This is a genomic window from Sphingobacterium rhinopitheci (assembly GCF_022627575.1).
Classification (GTDB): Bacteria; Bacteroidota; Bacteroidia; order Sphingobacteriales; family Sphingobacteriaceae; genus Sphingobacterium; species Sphingobacterium rhinopitheci.
The window spans coordinates 69,912-85,381 of record NZ_JADEYQ010000015.1; the positions used below are offsets into that span (position 1 = coordinate 69,912).

At 35.8% G+C, this 15,470-nt stretch carries 12 protein-coding genes and 1 tRNA gene; 5 read left to right on the top strand and 8 right to left on the bottom strand.

The window, feature by feature from the left end; translation table 11 throughout:
- The first annotated feature begins 3 nt into the window (after positions 1-3).
- From IP023_RS12665 to IP023_RS12675, 3 genes are all read left to right on the top strand, one after another.
- The gene (locus tag IP023_RS12665; RefSeq protein ID WP_241790761.1) at positions 4-2,493 is read left to right on the top strand and encodes a TonB-dependent receptor domain-containing protein; all 2,490 of its coding nucleotides are present in this window, start codon (positions 4-6) and stop codon (positions 2,491-2,493) included.
- A gap of 74 nt (positions 2,494-2,567) precedes the next feature.
- Positions 2,568-3,386 (top strand): 3-keto-disaccharide hydrolase, encoded by an 819-nt coding sequence (locus IP023_RS12670; RefSeq protein ID WP_241790762.1) that lies wholly within the window; start codon positions 2,568-2,570, stop codon positions 3,384-3,386.
- A 62-nt stretch (positions 3,387-3,448) separates the two neighbouring features.
- Complete coding sequence (locus tag IP023_RS12675; RefSeq protein WP_241790763.1) at positions 3,449-4,504, top strand: SGNH/GDSL hydrolase family protein; 1,056 nt, start codon at positions 3,449-3,451, stop codon at positions 4,502-4,504.
- Between the two features lie 43 nt (positions 4,505-4,547).
- On the opposite strand, the gene IP023_RS12680 is transcribed toward IP023_RS12675, so the two are convergent.
- The 7 genes from IP023_RS12680 to IP023_RS12710 all read right to left on the bottom strand — a co-directional run bounded on the left by IP023_RS12680 (position 4,548) and on the right by IP023_RS12710 (position 13,005).
- Complete coding sequence (locus IP023_RS12680; protein ID WP_241790764.1) at positions 4,548-5,102, bottom strand: NifU family protein; 555 nt, start codon at positions 5,100-5,102, stop codon at positions 4,548-4,550.
- Between the two features lie 66 nt (positions 5,103-5,168).
- A complete protein-coding gene (purB, locus tag IP023_RS12685; RefSeq protein ID WP_241790765.1) occupies positions 5,169-6,518 on the bottom strand; it encodes an adenylosuccinate lyase in 1,350 nt (449 codons plus the stop codon).
- A 137-nt stretch (positions 6,519-6,655) separates the two neighbouring features.
- Entirely contained in the window at positions 6,656-6,853 is a 198-nt protein-coding gene (locus tag IP023_RS12690; RefSeq protein WP_241790766.1) for a hypothetical protein, read from the bottom strand.
- Between the two features lie 381 nt (positions 6,854-7,234).
- Complete coding sequence (gene yidC, locus IP023_RS12695; RefSeq protein WP_241790767.1) at positions 7,235-9,040, bottom strand: membrane protein insertase YidC; 1,806 nt, start codon at positions 9,038-9,040, stop codon at positions 7,235-7,237.
- 22 nt (positions 9,041-9,062) lie between these two features.
- Positions 9,063-10,679 carry a CTP synthase gene (locus IP023_RS12700; RefSeq protein WP_241790768.1) on the bottom strand — a complete coding sequence of 539 codons (1,617 nt, stop codon included), beginning with the start codon at positions 10,677-10,679 and terminating at the stop codon, positions 9,063-9,065.
- Between the two features lie 165 nt (positions 10,680-10,844).
- On the bottom strand, positions 10,845-11,918 hold the full coding sequence (locus tag IP023_RS12705) for a family 10 glycosylhydrolase (RefSeq protein ID WP_241790769.1): 1,074 nt from the start codon (positions 11,916-11,918) through the stop codon (positions 10,845-10,847).
- On the bottom strand, positions 11,908-13,005 hold the full coding sequence (locus IP023_RS12710; protein WP_241790770.1) for a carbohydrate-binding family 9-like protein: 1,098 nt from the start codon (positions 13,003-13,005) through the stop codon (positions 11,908-11,910). The genes IP023_RS12705 and IP023_RS12710 overlap by 11 nt, the downstream gene beginning before the upstream one ends.
- A gap of 102 nt (positions 13,006-13,107) precedes the next feature.
- Here IP023_RS12710 and IP023_RS12715 point away from each other — a divergent pair, with 102 nt between their 5' ends.
- Entirely contained in the window at positions 13,108-14,094 is a 987-nt protein-coding gene (locus IP023_RS12715) for a potassium channel beta subunit family protein (RefSeq protein ID WP_241790771.1), read from the top strand.
- Positions 14,095-14,159: 65 nt separating this feature from the next.
- On the opposite strand, the gene rplS is transcribed toward IP023_RS12715, so the two are convergent.
- A complete protein-coding gene (gene rplS / locus IP023_RS12720) occupies positions 14,160-14,513 on the bottom strand; it encodes a 50S ribosomal protein L19 (protein WP_241790772.1) in 354 nt (117 codons plus the stop codon).
- A gap of 618 nt (positions 14,514-15,131) precedes the next feature.
- Here rplS and IP023_RS12725 point away from each other — a divergent pair.
- A tRNA-Pro gene (locus tag IP023_RS12725) sits at positions 15,132-15,205 on the top strand.
- Positions 15,206-15,470: the final 265 nt, after the last annotated feature.

Here is a 15,470-nt window from a genome sequence, read left to right on the forward strand (position 1 = left end):
TTTATGAAACGCAATTATTTACTACCTCTACTATTTGTTTTACTTTTCCCAATTATATTATTTGCTCAAGATGGAAAGTTGAAGGTCACTGTTGTTGAAGCTTCAAATGAAGATCCAATATTAGGAGCAAGTGTATCTTTACTTGATTTGAAAACTAACAATCAAGTTAAAGGTAGACAAACAGGACAAAATGGAATAGCGATACTCGAAGCTATAAATCCCGGAAAATATTTACTCAAAATTTCTTATGTTGGTTTATTGGATCATACGATCGATGAAGTAACGATAGTCGCTAACCAAACCTTAGATCTAGGTACCATTGGCCTTGTTGAAGGTGGAAATCAATTGGACGAAGTCGTAGTTAGAGGTAAGGTATCGGACTTGCAACTCGGTATCGATAAAAAAATATTTGATGTATCCCAAAGTATGGTTTCTGTAGGAGGGACAGCACAAGATTTGCTGGGTAATGTACCTACTATACAAGTTGATGCGGATGGTTCGATTAGTCTAAGGGGCTCTACAGTTCGAATTTTGATTGATGGTAAAGAATCTGCTATGGCGGGCTCGGATATCAATAAGCTTCTACAATCGCTACCTGCAGATGCTGTTGCTAAAGTAGAGATCATTACTAACCCGTCGGCTAAATATGATGCTGAAGGGCAATCGGGTATCGTCAATATCGTATTGAAAAAAAATATCCGTACAGGATTGAATGGGGTAGTGAATGCCTCTGTAGGAAGCTATGACAACTATAATGCGGGTGTTTCGCTAAATTATCGCAATGAGAAATTCAATTATTTTGGTAGTTATAACTACCGAAATGGACGCAATGTAGGTGAAGGGAGTGTGCGTACTGTAGAATTAATCAATGGTGTTCAAGCGCCAAATAGTGAGATCACTGAGTCTAATTCACAGAGTTTTAGAAAAGGGATTAATAATTCATTCCGCTTAGGAGCAGATTATTATGCTTCAGAAAAAACAACCTATAGTTTGGGTACTAATATTAGTATTAGGGATAATAACCGTGGTGAAGATATTGTCTATACCTATTTTAATAGACCTTCATTTGGTAATAAAAGCCCACGTACATCGCGACAACAAGAACAAGATTTTGGGTATGATATTACTTTCGATTATAAGCGCTTGCTAAAGCGTGATGGCGAAGAGATAACGGGAAATATTACCTATGGTAATGATAAGGAAGATGGTACCAATGAATATATTCAAACTTATGATATACCAACACTCGATGAAAGTAGAAGAAATAATACAACGAGTGAAAGAGGAAAGAATTGGAATTTTCAATTAGATTACCTTTTACCATTAGGGGAGAATCATAAAATCGAAGCGGGTTACCGCGGTATCATACGTAATTCAGATGAAAATCAATATTCAGAAAGACTATTGAATGGTGCTTTTGTAACGGATTACAATGTAACGAATGATTTTGACATGACTTCGGGAGTTCATGCTATTTATGCGAATTACCAGCGTATGTTATCTTCGAGAATAGGGATGCAATTTGGATTGCGTGCGGAGGATGCTTATTTGAATAGTACGATCCAGAGTTATGACCCAGATAGGATTTTAGCAGGTACAAATATCGTAGCCGGTAAGTTGGATTATTTTAGAGTATATCCAAGCCTTTTCTTGACCTATGATGTAAATGCGGAAGGGGATAAAGTACAATTGAGCTATTCAAGACGTGTGCAGCGCCCGCGTGGATGGCAAGTAAATCCTTTTGTTGATGTATCTGATGAAACGAATTTCAGACAAGGAAATCCTAACTTATTGCCTGAGGATATCCATGCTGCTGAATTGAGCTTCGCAAAATTTTATTCCAAATGGAATTTTATAACATCAGCCTATTTTCGTCGTGTCAATGATATGACGCAGCCTTTTCAATATGATACTAATGACCCAATAGCCGCTATTTATCTAGGCGATAATACCAATGCTACATTTATGCGTTGGGAGAATGTAGGCTCTCGCAATAATGCTGGATTCGAATTAATCAGTAAAGTGAATATTTTTAATTGGTGGGATGTAACCGTAAATGGTAATGCTTTTTATTTTAAAGTAAATCCTAATGAGCGTTTTGATGTACGTGAGACAGATGGCTTCTCGTGGAATGGAAATCTAACGACAAATGTTAAGTTCTCAAAATTGACCTCATTGCAGTTGAAAGGAGATTATAGAGCACCTATGAATACGCTCCAGGGTAAGATGAAATCAATGTCTGGTGTAGATGCAGCATTAAAGCAGGATATCCTAAAAGGTAAAGGCTCCTTGATGTTCAATGTACGTGATCTATTTGATACTAGACGATTTGGTGGTGAAAGTTATTTGCCGGCACGTTATTCAGAGTTTTATCACCGTTGGTCCAAAAGAACATTTACGCTGTCTTTCTCGTATAGATTTGGAATGCAAGATATAAACAAAAATAAAGATAGTAGGGAAGAAGGAAGTTTTAGTGAAGATGCTGGTTATTAGTCATCAATAATACGATATTGTATTTGTAGCTATATTCTATTTTTTTTATATTTAAAATTATAAACCTAAAATATATGAAAAACAACTTTATAGTAGCAGGAATATTACTTGCTACATTAACAACTTCAACAGTCGCTGCACAAAATAAGAACTCGGGAGAAGCAAAAGAGAAACCAACGATTGAATATAGTACTTTACCTAAAGTAGATCTTAAAGATTTTAAAAAGAATAAAAAAGGAGAATACGTTATTTTTGATGGTACATCCCTTAATGGATGGAGAGGCTATAATAAATCGTATGTTCCTAACAAATGGTCTATTGAAGATGGTGCTTTAAAATTTTCTAAAAATCCAAAGGCTGATAAGCCGGAGGGAGGAGATATTATATTCACCCACGATTTCAAAAATTTTGAGCTATCCTTCAAGTGGAAAATATCAGAAGCCGGAAATTCGGGCGTTTTTGTATTGGCAAAAGAGGTAAAAGGACAACCTATCTATGTGTCTAGTCCAGAATATCAAATATTGGACAATGTAAAGCATCCAGATGCTAAAATGGGCGTCAACGGAAACCGTATGTCTGCTTCATTATATGATATGATTCCAGCGACACCACAAAATAGTAAACCTGCAGGAGAATGGAATACCTCTAAGATCGTTGTGAATGGTGATAAGATTACGCATTACCAAAATGATGTAAAAGTAGTTGAGTATACTGTACGCACCAAAGATTGGACAAAACTATTGCAGTCTAGTAAATTTAGTGAAGATAAATGGCCTATTGCATTTGAATTATTGAATAATGTAGGTGGAGATACTAAGTCAGGGGTGATTGGATTCCAAGATCACGGTGATGATGTGTGGTTTAAAGATATTACAGTTAAGGTACTTAAATAAGAATGAATAAAAAGAAATCAATTTTTAAAGAGAGTGTGTTGTGCACTCTTTTTTTTGTTTGTATGCTCACATCTGCAGTAGCACAGTCAGCCTATACATTTACAAAGATCAATGGAGATGAGTTGTCAGGGCGTTTGGCTTTGATGAGCACAGATCATACATTTGGTAGGTTGCCTGCGACAATCAAAGACGCTGTTCGTCCAGCCGTATGGTCGTTAGGCGAAAATTCTGCCGGTGTATATATAGATTTTAAAACTAATGCGGATACTATTGTTGTAAAATACAAAGTCAAAGGGGCCTTAAATATGCCTCATATGCCAACCATTGGCGTTAGTGGTGTAGATTTATATTATCATAATCAGGCAGAGCATACTAGCTGGTCATGGTCATTTGGGCATTATCAGTTTAAGGATACTATCCAATATACTTTTTCGAATATTGGAAATAACCTAGCAGGGACCTATAGATTGTTTTTGCCAATGTATAATTCTGTTGAATTTATGGAAATTGGAGTAAATAAATCATATGCCTTAACATTTGTTAAGGAGCAAACAAAACCTATTATTATATATGGTACTTCAATTGCGCAAGGAGCTTGTGCTTCACGTCCAGGAATGGCTTGGACAAATATATTGTCGCGTGATTTTAATAATGAAATTGTTAATTTAGCTTTCTCCGGAAATGGCCTCTTAGAACAACCTATTTTGGATTTGATGGTATCGCAGGATGCAGCGGTTTATATATTGGATTGTATCCCTAATTTGTCCATTACTTCGGCAAGGTCCGAAGCACAGCTAGATTCCTTGCTATGGAATGCCGTTACTTTTATACGTAGTAAGCGTCCTCATGTACCTATTGTACTGACAGCGCATAGCTCCGCATTTACACCAGGATTTTTGAATAAAGGAACGATGTATGAATATGGTACTTCTACCCAAGTAACTCAAAAGTCTTTTGAAAAGATGAAGAAATCAGGTGTTAAGAATATTTATTACCTCAGCAGTAAGGACCTTGGTTTGGATGTGAATTCAACCGTTGATTACGCACATCCTAATGATTGGGGGATGATGAAAATAGCGAAGGCTTATACGAAAATACTTCGAAAGATCATCAAGTAAAATAATAAAGGCGGTTATATAACCGCCTTTATTAGTATATGTTTTACATCGCTTCAGCTACGACTTCTTCGACTTCAGGAACCATTCTTTTCAATAGTCCTTCAATTCCCGATTTAAGGGTGATTGTTGAAGAAGGACATCCACTACAAGAACCTCTTAATTCAACGGTTACAATACCATTTTCAAAAGCTTTGTAAGCTATAGCTCCACCATCTTGCTCCACTGCCGGTCTTACATAGTCATGTAATACTTGTTGGATTTTGATTTCCGTTTCAGTTCCTTCGAAAGATACATTTTCATCCGCAACAATTTCTTGAACTTTTAATTCTGATTCTACAGCTCCTTTAACGAAGTCTTTTAGTATAGCTTCGATATCAGACCAATCTGCTTCTTCAGATTTTGTAATTGTTACGAAATTACTAGCGAAGAATACTCCAGTCACAAAGTTGAATTTGAACAATTCCTTAGCAAAAGGGGATGTTTGTGCTTTTTCCTTATCCGGAAAATCTACACTACCATTGATAAGAAGCTTGTTTACCAAGAACTTCATTGTCGATGGGTTGGGCGTTGATTCTGTATATACGTTTATTGTAGCCATTATTTATCAATTAAAATTCAAATATAGTGGATAGAAAATTGACTCTCGTCATTCTTTCGTCAAAGCTTATAATGCTACGCCAGTATAATTTGACGGTGTAATATTTTTTATTTCCGCTTTAACATCTTCCGAAACATGTAAACCATCCACAAAAACAGAAATCGTTTCTTGGGTTACATGTGCATTTGTTCTTGTTAAATCTTTCAATGCTTCGTATGGTTTCGGATATCCTTCACGACGTAATATCGTTTGAATAGCTTCTGCAACGACTGCCCAGTTATTTTCTAAATCTCTTTGTAAAGCGGCTTCATTCAAAATTAATTTACGAAGACCTCTCAATGTAGATTTAAAGGCTATCAAAGTATGTGAAAATGGAACGCCGATATTACGTAATACCGTAGAATCTGTTAGATCACGCTGTAATCTTGAGATAGGTAGCTTCGCTGCCAAATGCTCTAATATAGCATTGGCGATACCAAAGTTGCCTTCAGCATTTTCAAAATCAATAGGATTTACTTTATGTGGCATTGCCGAAGAACCGATTTGCCCTGCAGTAATTTTTTGCTTAAAGTAATCCATGGAGATGTAGGTCCATATATCACGACACAAGTCGATAATAATAGTATTGATACGCTTCATAGCATCACAGCTTGCCGCAAAATTGTCGTAATGCTCGATTTGTGTTGTTGTTTGTGAGCGATCAAGCCCCAATTGATTGTTGACAAAGTCATTAGCAAATGCTACCCAATTATTTTGAGGGTAGGCAACGAAGTGTGCATTGAAATTTCCTGTAGCACCACCAAATTTAGCAGAATAAGGAACAGCTTTTAATGATTCTACTTGTTTCTCTATTCTTTCTACAAAGACTTTGATCTCTTTACCTAAGCGTGTAGGAGAGGCTGGCTGTCCGTGTGTACGTGCCAGCATAGATATATCTTGCCAATCTGAAGATAAAGCTTTCAAATCGCCTAATAATTCGTTTATAGCAGGTAGGTATACATTGTTAATTGCTTCCTTCCATGAATAAGGAATCGCTGTATTATTGATATCTTGTGATGTTAATCCAAAGTGGATAAATTCTAAAGAATCATGTAAGCCTAATTTTTCAAATTCATTTTTTAAGAAATATTCTACAGCTTTAACATCATGGTTAGTTACTTTTTCGGTATCCTTAATCCATTGTGCATCTTCGATGGAAAAATTCTTGTAAATATCTCTTAATTTTTCATTCAAAGAACCATCAAAATGAGCAAGTTGAGGAATTCCTGATGCTGATAGAGCAATGAAATACTCTACTTCTACCAAAACACGGTATTTGATCAGAGCAAATTCTGAAAAGTAATCTGATAATTCTTTTGTAGCATTATGGTATCTACCATCGATAGGTGAAACGGCTGTAAGCGCTGATAATGTCATAGTTCCTTGTTAGTTTGTTCAAAAATAAGAAAATGATGGACGATATACAATTTTAATTGTAGTAGACGGAAATCTATGAAACAAAAAAAGCCTGAGTAAAAACTCAGGCTTTTAAAGTATTTTTAAACTATCTCGGATTATTGAGCGTTTACAGTTGAATCAACAACGATTGAATCAGTAACTGTAGAGTCAGTTGCAACGATTGAATCAGTTAAAGCAACTACTGTAGAATCAACAGCTGTTGAATCAGTGTTTTCAGTAGTGTTTGAACCGTTACCACATGATGCTACTGTTAAAGCTAATGCTAATGCTCCGAATGCGAATAAATTTTTCATCTTTTATTTTCTATTTTAATTTTAAACAAATTTGTTTCTATATCCTTTAATACCGGTATCCCTAAAAGGTAACCCAAAAAAATAAAACTTTTTTATTTTATTTTAACGCCTTGATTTTCAGGGGTTAAAATTAAGTAACTGTCTTATTTCGGATGCAAATATAACACTGTTTTATTAAAATACAACTATAAATAAATATTTATTATCATATTTTATATAAAATTGTCCTTTGGACACTAAGTAAGCGGGTTTAGAGGGATTATTAAGCCCTATTTTACGGCTAAAATAGGCTGTCAAATATTTAAAAATATGGGTGTTACTCCGTAAAGTATAGGCGAAAAAAAAATGGGATCCTAAGTTTGGATCCCATTATATATAATACTATTTCTTTTTATTTTGTTGAGTAGCTTGTTGCTGTCTCATCATTTCTTCTAAACGTGATTGGAAAGAAGATTTTTTCTGCACTTTAGGATTTTTCTTATTTTCTTCTAGTTGTGCTAATATTTTATTATCGTCTATAGATTGACGAATAATGAATTGTGTTAACAATGTAAATAGCGCGCCCAAGAAGTAATAGTAGTTTAATCCAGCAGGGAAGCTATTCAACATAAAGAAGAACATTAGCGGCATGATATAACCAATGTATTTCATCTGGCTAGCCATTCCTGAAGTAGCTCCCGATGTAGCATTGTTGTACCAAGTAGTCAATAAGGTAACAACGGTCATCAATACACACATTAAGGAAATATGATTGATACCAAATATAGGGCTGAATGATATAAATGCATCATATGTTGATAGATCTTTCATCCACAAGAAACTTTCCCCTCTCAACTCGTACAAGTTTGGAAAGAAAAAGAAAAATGCTAGTGTGAAAGGCATTTGAAGCAACATTGGTAAACATCCTCCTACAGGATTTACACCTACTTGCTTATAAAGTTTCATTTGCTCTTGTTGTAACAACATAGGGTTGTCTTCGCCTACTTTATCTTTGATAGCATCTAATTGTGGTTTTAAGACACGCATTTTAGCCATAGAAATATAAGACTTACGCGTCAATGGGAACATTAAACCTTTCAGTAATAAAGTAAGTACCAATATTATTATTCCATAATTCAAATGGAATCCATCTAAGAAATCAAATAATGGAATCGTTAAGAATCTATTGATCCAGCCCATCGGACCCCAGCCCATATTGATAATCTTGTCATACGATTTACCTTCAGCCTTTAATACCTTATATTGATTGGGACCAAAGAAAAAGTTGAAATCATACGTGTTATTAGCTTGGGTATTGAACGCTAATTCTGATGTCGTTTTATAAACTTTTACAATAGAATCTACCGACGTTGATTTAGTAATTAAATTAGCCTTTTCGAACGGTTGATTGGAAGAAAGGATAGCCGAGAAAAAGTGTTGCTTGAAAGCAATCCATTCTACCGTATTGTCCTCTATTTTTTCTTCCTGATCGCCATTTTCTGATAAGTAATCTACATCGCCCTCATTATTTTTGTAATAGATTGTAGATTTTTCACGTTCAGCTTTGATATTTTGATCTTTTTCAGTCAATATAGCTTCCCAGTCTAAGATGATATTTTTTTGTTTAATATCTATTAGATTTTGAATACCTACAGCATTTACTTTTAAACCTAAATTATATCCTTTTTCTGGAAGGGTATAACTGTATTCTAAGTATTGGTCAGCACTGTAGTTAAGGCGCAATGTAGCAGATTCAGCTGTTGATTGGCCTGCCGTAAAGTAAAGATCATTGGTATTGATGTTTTGACCTTTAGCATTGAATAAGAATCCAAAGTTATTATTATTGTCTTCCAATAAGTATAAAGGGGTACCATCAAAGTTTTTAAGTCCTTTTAATAGTACTGATTTTACTTTTCCTCCTTTAGAAGAAAGCTTAACGACTAAAAGATCATTCTCTAATGTTATTAATTGCTCTTGACCTACCGTAGCAGCACCAAAAGGTTTTGATAAATCAGCAGAGTCAATCGTTGTTGTTTTTGCTATGCTGTCCGTAGGATTACTAACAATCTTACCTTCGCGCACATTCTTTAAAGAATCTTGAAGTATTTGCTCTTGTTTGATTTCAGCTTCCGATGGTTTCATTAAGTAAAATGAACCTGCAAAAATTGCAAAGATCAAGATTAAACCTATTATGTTATTTCTATCCATTTATTTTATTTTATTCCTTATTTTATTTTGCTTTCGCTTTTTTGTTTGCCAAAGAAGCGGCTACAAAGCTAACAAAAAGTGGGTGAGGATTTGCAACAGTTGACTTTAATTCTGGATGAAATTGTCCAGCAACGAAATAAGGGTGGTCTTTTAGCTCTATTATTTCTACTAAACCAGTGTCAGGATTAAATCCAGAGGCTACCATACCAGCTTTTTCGTAGTCCGCTAAATAGTCGTTATTGAATTCATAACGGTGACGGTGACGTTCTGATATTTTAGATTTTCCGTAGATCGTATATGCTTTAGTACCTTTTTTGATCTCACAATCATAAGCGCCTAAACGCATTGTTCCTCCCATGTTCTTGATCGTCTTTTGTTCTTCCATCAAGTTGATAACAGGGTATGGCGTATTGGCATCCATTTCAAAGCTATTGGCATTTTCTAAGCCAAGTACGTTACGACCAAATTCAATTACCGCACATTGCATACCTAAACAGATACCAAAGAATGGAATTTTATTTTCACGTACGTATTTTATGGTCGCTAATTTACCTTCTAAACCACGTTCGCCAAATCCTGGAGCTACCATTACCCCATCCAAATCTTTCAATTTGTCAGCAGCATTAGTATTATTAACGCTTTCTGCAGCTATATAATGTACTTTAACTTTTGTCTCGTTGGAAGCACCTGCGTGTATAAATCCTTCAACAATGGATTTGTAAGCATCAGGTAGTTCAACGTATTTACCTACCAAACCAATATTTACTTCTGTTGTAGGGTTTTTTAATCTTCCTAAGAATAATTTCCAATTGTCTAAATTAGGCTCATTCTTTGTCGACAATTTAAGTTTTGTTAATACTGTTTTGTCTAATTGTTCTTTTAACATTAACAATGGAACATCATAGATCGTCGATGCATCGATAGATTCTACAACAGCATTGATGTTAACATTACAGAATAATGCTAATTTTTTACGAATCTCTGGTGTTAATTTGTGTTCTGTACGACATACCAAAATATCCGGCTGTATACCGTATTCCAATAATGTCTTTACAGAATGTTGAGTAGGTTTTGTTTTTAACTCACCGGCAGCAGCCAAATAAGGGATCAATGTCAAGTGGATAACCAATGAGTCATTATTTCCGAGCTCCCAACGCAACTGACGAACAGCTTCGATAAAAGGTAAGGATTCAATATCTCCAACAGTACCGCCTAATTCAGTAATTACGATATCGTATTCGCCTGTTTGACCAAGTAATTGCATGCGACGTTTGATCTCATCCGTGATATGTGGTACTACCTGTACGGTTTTTCCTAAGTAGGCGCCAGCACGTTCTTGTTCGATTACATGTTTGTAAATACGTCCAGTAGTCACATTATTAGCTTGGGAGGTAGGAACATTTAAGAAACGTTCGTAGTGTCCCAAATCTAAATCAGTTTCAGCACCGTCCTCGGTTACATAACATTCGCCGTGTTCGTACGGATTTAATGTTCCTGGATCAATGTTGATGTATGGATCAAATTTTTGGATTGTTACTTTTAAGCCACGTGCTTGTAGAAGCTTGGCAAGAGAGGCAGCGATAATGCCTTTACCTAACGATGAAGTTACTCCGCCCGTAACAAAGATATATTTAGTCATAGCAATTATGGAATTTTCTATTTCTAGATGTATGGAATTGACTCCAAACATCAGCCTTATGTACGGGGTACAAAGATAAGAATATTTTCGGTATTACGCGAAATTTGAAGATAATGTTGAAGTTTCATTTTAATATTTATTCTAAATTATGAAGTTTAAAACTATTTATTTTAAGCTTTTTAATAATGAAATTGTTTGCGGATCAAACTCTTTTTCTCCAAATAATGAAATTCCTGCTGCGCCATTCTTTTTAGCGATAAGGATTCCTTCTTTTAGTTCGTCTAAGCTCTTAAAGTCGGGGAGGTACAAACCTGCGTAGAGCGGGTATTTGCCTTGTAGCGCATGTACTCCTTCGTCTACGGCAGTGCCGATCCAGTGTATTGGTTCTTTATAAAAACCGTGGTATATCATCGGGAAAACTGCCGATAGGTTCCAGTTGGGCCAATCTTGGCGCACCATTCTCCGTGCTTGGTCAGGCGTAGGAAATACGGCAGCAGATACGGGTTTGTGGTAATCTTTAGCTACATCGCATATTTGATTTACGACTTTTGTAATTTGTTTGTAACGGAATGCACGCCAGGATAAATTTTGATCGGGCCTTTGTACTTTATCGATATCTATTCCTGTCTCTTTGAAGAAAGCGTCTTTACTAAATTTGCTGTAGCAAAAGTCATAGTCCGCCAATTCTGTAGATTGGTCTAGGTTGTAGTTTTCCCATAGGTTGATCGGTAGTACTACATCTGGATAGCGGATATAGTCTAAGTGTAAACCATCGACATCTTCTTTTTCTAATTGCTCTCGGGCTCTATCTTCAAGGTACTTGGGGACATCAGGATGTGAAGGGCACAAAAACCTGTAATACCCAACATAGGGGGGATGTGTGGCACATGATTTCCCTGATCTACTGACGGCATAATATTCAGGATGATTTTCTATTAATTCTTTTTCACCTCTATTCATCGTCCACATCCATCGATGGGCTTCTATGCCATGCTCTTTGGCCAGTTGAAAATGCTTTTTGCTGTAGTCTTCAAAGAATATTCCACGGACTCCAGCATCTTTATACGTTTGAAATTTTTGTTTTATTTTGTATTCAGGTTCATTTCTATCGGGTCTATTCCATAGCCAATAATCAAATGTAAAAGTTTTTTTTGGAGGCGCTATTGGTGTATCGGGTAGTAGCTGTAAAGAAGCCAATCCTAAGCCTGCTGATTTGATAAAATGTCTTCTACTTGCCATAATTTATGTTATAATTTCCGTAACTATCGATACTTGTCGATAGGTTGTTTTGATTGTCTTTGATCGCTATCCTATAGTAGGAAGCGTCTTTATTTAAGGTGGTTTCGATAGTATATCTTTGGAATTCATCGTTCCAGAAGCTGTGTTTTTCTTGCAGTAAAGCAATCACTTTACAGTATTTGTTGTGTTTGTTTTTGAAGATATTTTGTAGGTAATATAAATTCCAAGTGAATTGTTCGATATTTTGACTCTTTGGATAGGGTACGGCAGTATCTAGAGCATCTATAAAGTGTATATACCCCCATCGCTCCGGATAATGCATGTTTACGATACCTATAGGCGACCATACCCAGTTGTCTTCGGCAATATATTTATTGTTTACTTTTTTGCGGGAATATTTTCCATTGATCACTTCATGTTGCCATTGTACTCTAGAGAAATTTATCCGCCATTGGTCTCCTGATTTTGGCGATGAGCCTCTGCCAAAGTTATGAATTGATTGAAATGGAATTGCCATTTCTATAGCCCAATAATTATCCCTATCGTTGGGGTTGTTGATTGTTCCAGATGTATATACCGCCGTTTGAATCCCTTTGATATCCCAATGTATCATGGCTTCGCCCCCTAAACGGTATGGTTTGGTCATCAGTAAATCCAATATTGTATTGAGCGGGTTTACTTCCAGCTCAAAGTAAGTAGATTGGTTGTTATAAGGTTTAATAAATACCTCAAAATCATTGTTGTGGTATATGATAGCGTCGTGGGTAGTTAAATCTCCCCATATATGAGGCTCCTCTAATCGTGCATAGATGTATAGATTCTCATCGTCCCAAAGCATCTTTATCTTAGTATCATACTTGGGCTTAGCCTTAGCATGTCCTTCTATATCTTGGAAGCTATCGGTCCACGCTGTAGTTGCCCATATAGATTCATCATCTTTACCATCAATGGTAAAAATAGTACTTGTCTTTGCTGCTGCATAAGATTTAGGGATACCCTGCATGGCTAATACTTCTTTGACGGTATGTTGTGCAAAAGTGGTCTTTGCCAAGACTAATACGAGCGATAATAGGAATGTAATTCTCATAGTTTATAATATTTCAAAATACATATTTTCTCCTACATTTTAGGCTATGTAACATGAATATTGTGATATATTGATTATTTTTAATAAAAATGATATCGTATTATGGAATATAGAAGAATGGGTAAATCGGGATTACAGCTTAGTGTGTTGTCATTTGGATCATGGGTTACTTTTGCTAGGCAAACTGATGACCAAGAGAATGATCGTTTGATGTCAATTGCATACGATGCTGGGATTAATTTTTTTGATAATGCGGAGGTTTATTCTGCCGGTAAGTCAGAAGAAATGATGGGTAGGGTGTTGAAGCAGAAAAGTTGGGATCGCTCTTCGTATGTATTGTCGAGTAAAGCTTTTTTTGGTTGGAGAGGAGAGGACAAGAAACCCAATCAACATGGACTCAGTAGAAAGCATTTAATGGAAGCCTGTGATGAAGCATTAGTACGCTTGCAAACTGAATACTTAGATTTGTTTTATTGTCATCGCTCAGATCCATCTGTACCTATGGAGGAAATCGTTCGTACCATGAATACACTTATCCAGCAAGGTAAGATATTCTATTGGGGCACTAGTGAATGGTCTGCGGCCGAAATAATGGAAGCGCATATGGTAGCACGCCAATTGGGTTTGGAAGGACCGGCAGTAGAGCAACCGGAGTACAACCTCTTCAATCGTCGTAAAATGGAAGCTGAATTTCTTTCTATCTTTGACAATATAGGAATGGGTACGACCATATGGTCTCCGTTAGCATCAGGATTGCTGACAGGCAAATATAATAATGGTATCCCTGCGGGCTCTCGTATGTCACTGGAAGGGTATGAATGGCTCAAAGAACGTGCTATTATAGACGATAAGATCGCACGTGTAAAGAAATTAGGCGATTATGCGAATGATCTGGGGGTTAGCCTTACGGCATTGAGTATAGCCTGGTGTATCGCAAATCCCAATGTAACAACAGCAATATTAGGTGCTACAAAAGAGAGCCAATTGTTGGAAAATCTTAAAGCCTTGGAAGTATTACCACTATTGAATGCAGAGGTAAAATCTACTATAGATGATATAATGGGCACTAAGCCCGAAATTGTAAGGTAAACAAAAAAGGCTGTAAATAATATTTACAGCCTTTTTTATGTTTTTTACGTTTCGTAAAATCAAACTTATTTTGCAATACGTCTAGATTTAATACGAGCAGCTTTACCAGTAAGACCGCGTAAATAGAATAATTTAGCGCGACGTACTTTACCGTAGCTGTTTACGTCAATTTTTTCAATGTTAGGAGAGTTTACAGGGAAAATACGTTCAACACCTATACCGTTTGAGATTTTACGCACGGTGAAAGTAGAGTTAGTACCTTCGCTATTTAATTGGATAACTACACCTTGGTACACTTGAACACGCTCTTTGTTTCCTTCGCGAATTTTATAATGCACGCTGATGGTATCTCCTGCTTTGAAAGCGGGAATTTCATTCTTTACTACCGCTTGTTCTTCTACAAATTTTACTAAATCCATGATTTCGAGTAATTATAAACGATTTATATCCTGTAAAAATCGGAATGCAATATTACAGCTTTTATTTTTAAATCTAAAATGTTTTATTAAAAAAATACTTCTCCTTCATTCGAGAAGCGAGTGCAAAGGTAATAAAAAAAACTTATTGTTTATATATCTTGTGAAGTAATTTTCCACAAATTATTTCAAATGTTGAAAATTTCCAGCAATTATTATCCTGTATAAATTAATATCGCTGGATTATACATAATAGTATATGTATATGATGATATTATCAAGGTGAATAACTATTACTTAAAAATTGGGATTAGCCACAGCAGGCAATTTTTATATTCTTTGGAAGGTATTGTAGCGATACTATATATGTGCTGTTAGATTAACGATATCTACGTTGTAGGTGTTCGTTTATGGACGAGTATACATTGTTTATATACTATTTTTAGTGGGCTAAGTATTGTTATTTTATATAAAATAGGTGATTTGTTCTACTGTGATAGCTTTTTTGAGAATTTATCTTTCAATAAATCAGTGTTTTAGTGTTTATTTTTGAGATGGGTATTGACAAGAATGGAAAACACCGTATATTTGCATCACAATAAACAAAAGGGGATACCTTTTCGGGGTGTAGCGTAGCCCGGTATCGCGCCACATTTGGGATGTGGAGGTCGTAGGTTCGAATCCTGCCACCCCGACAAAAAAAGAGTTCTAACGAAAGTTAGGACTCTTTTTTTTTGTGGCATGATGAGAACCTAGGGGATCATGTACAAAAGTTGTGGATTAGATAAAAAAATCTGAGATTTATGTTTTGATATTTGATATAAATGCACGACTCGTTTAAGGCTTTAATGCCATTGATTATTCCGGAGGGAGTTTCTGATTATTTTGAAATGACCCATTATACTAAAGAAGATAAAAGACTTGACATCTTTCTAGAAGAACTAAACCTTATACCTGAAG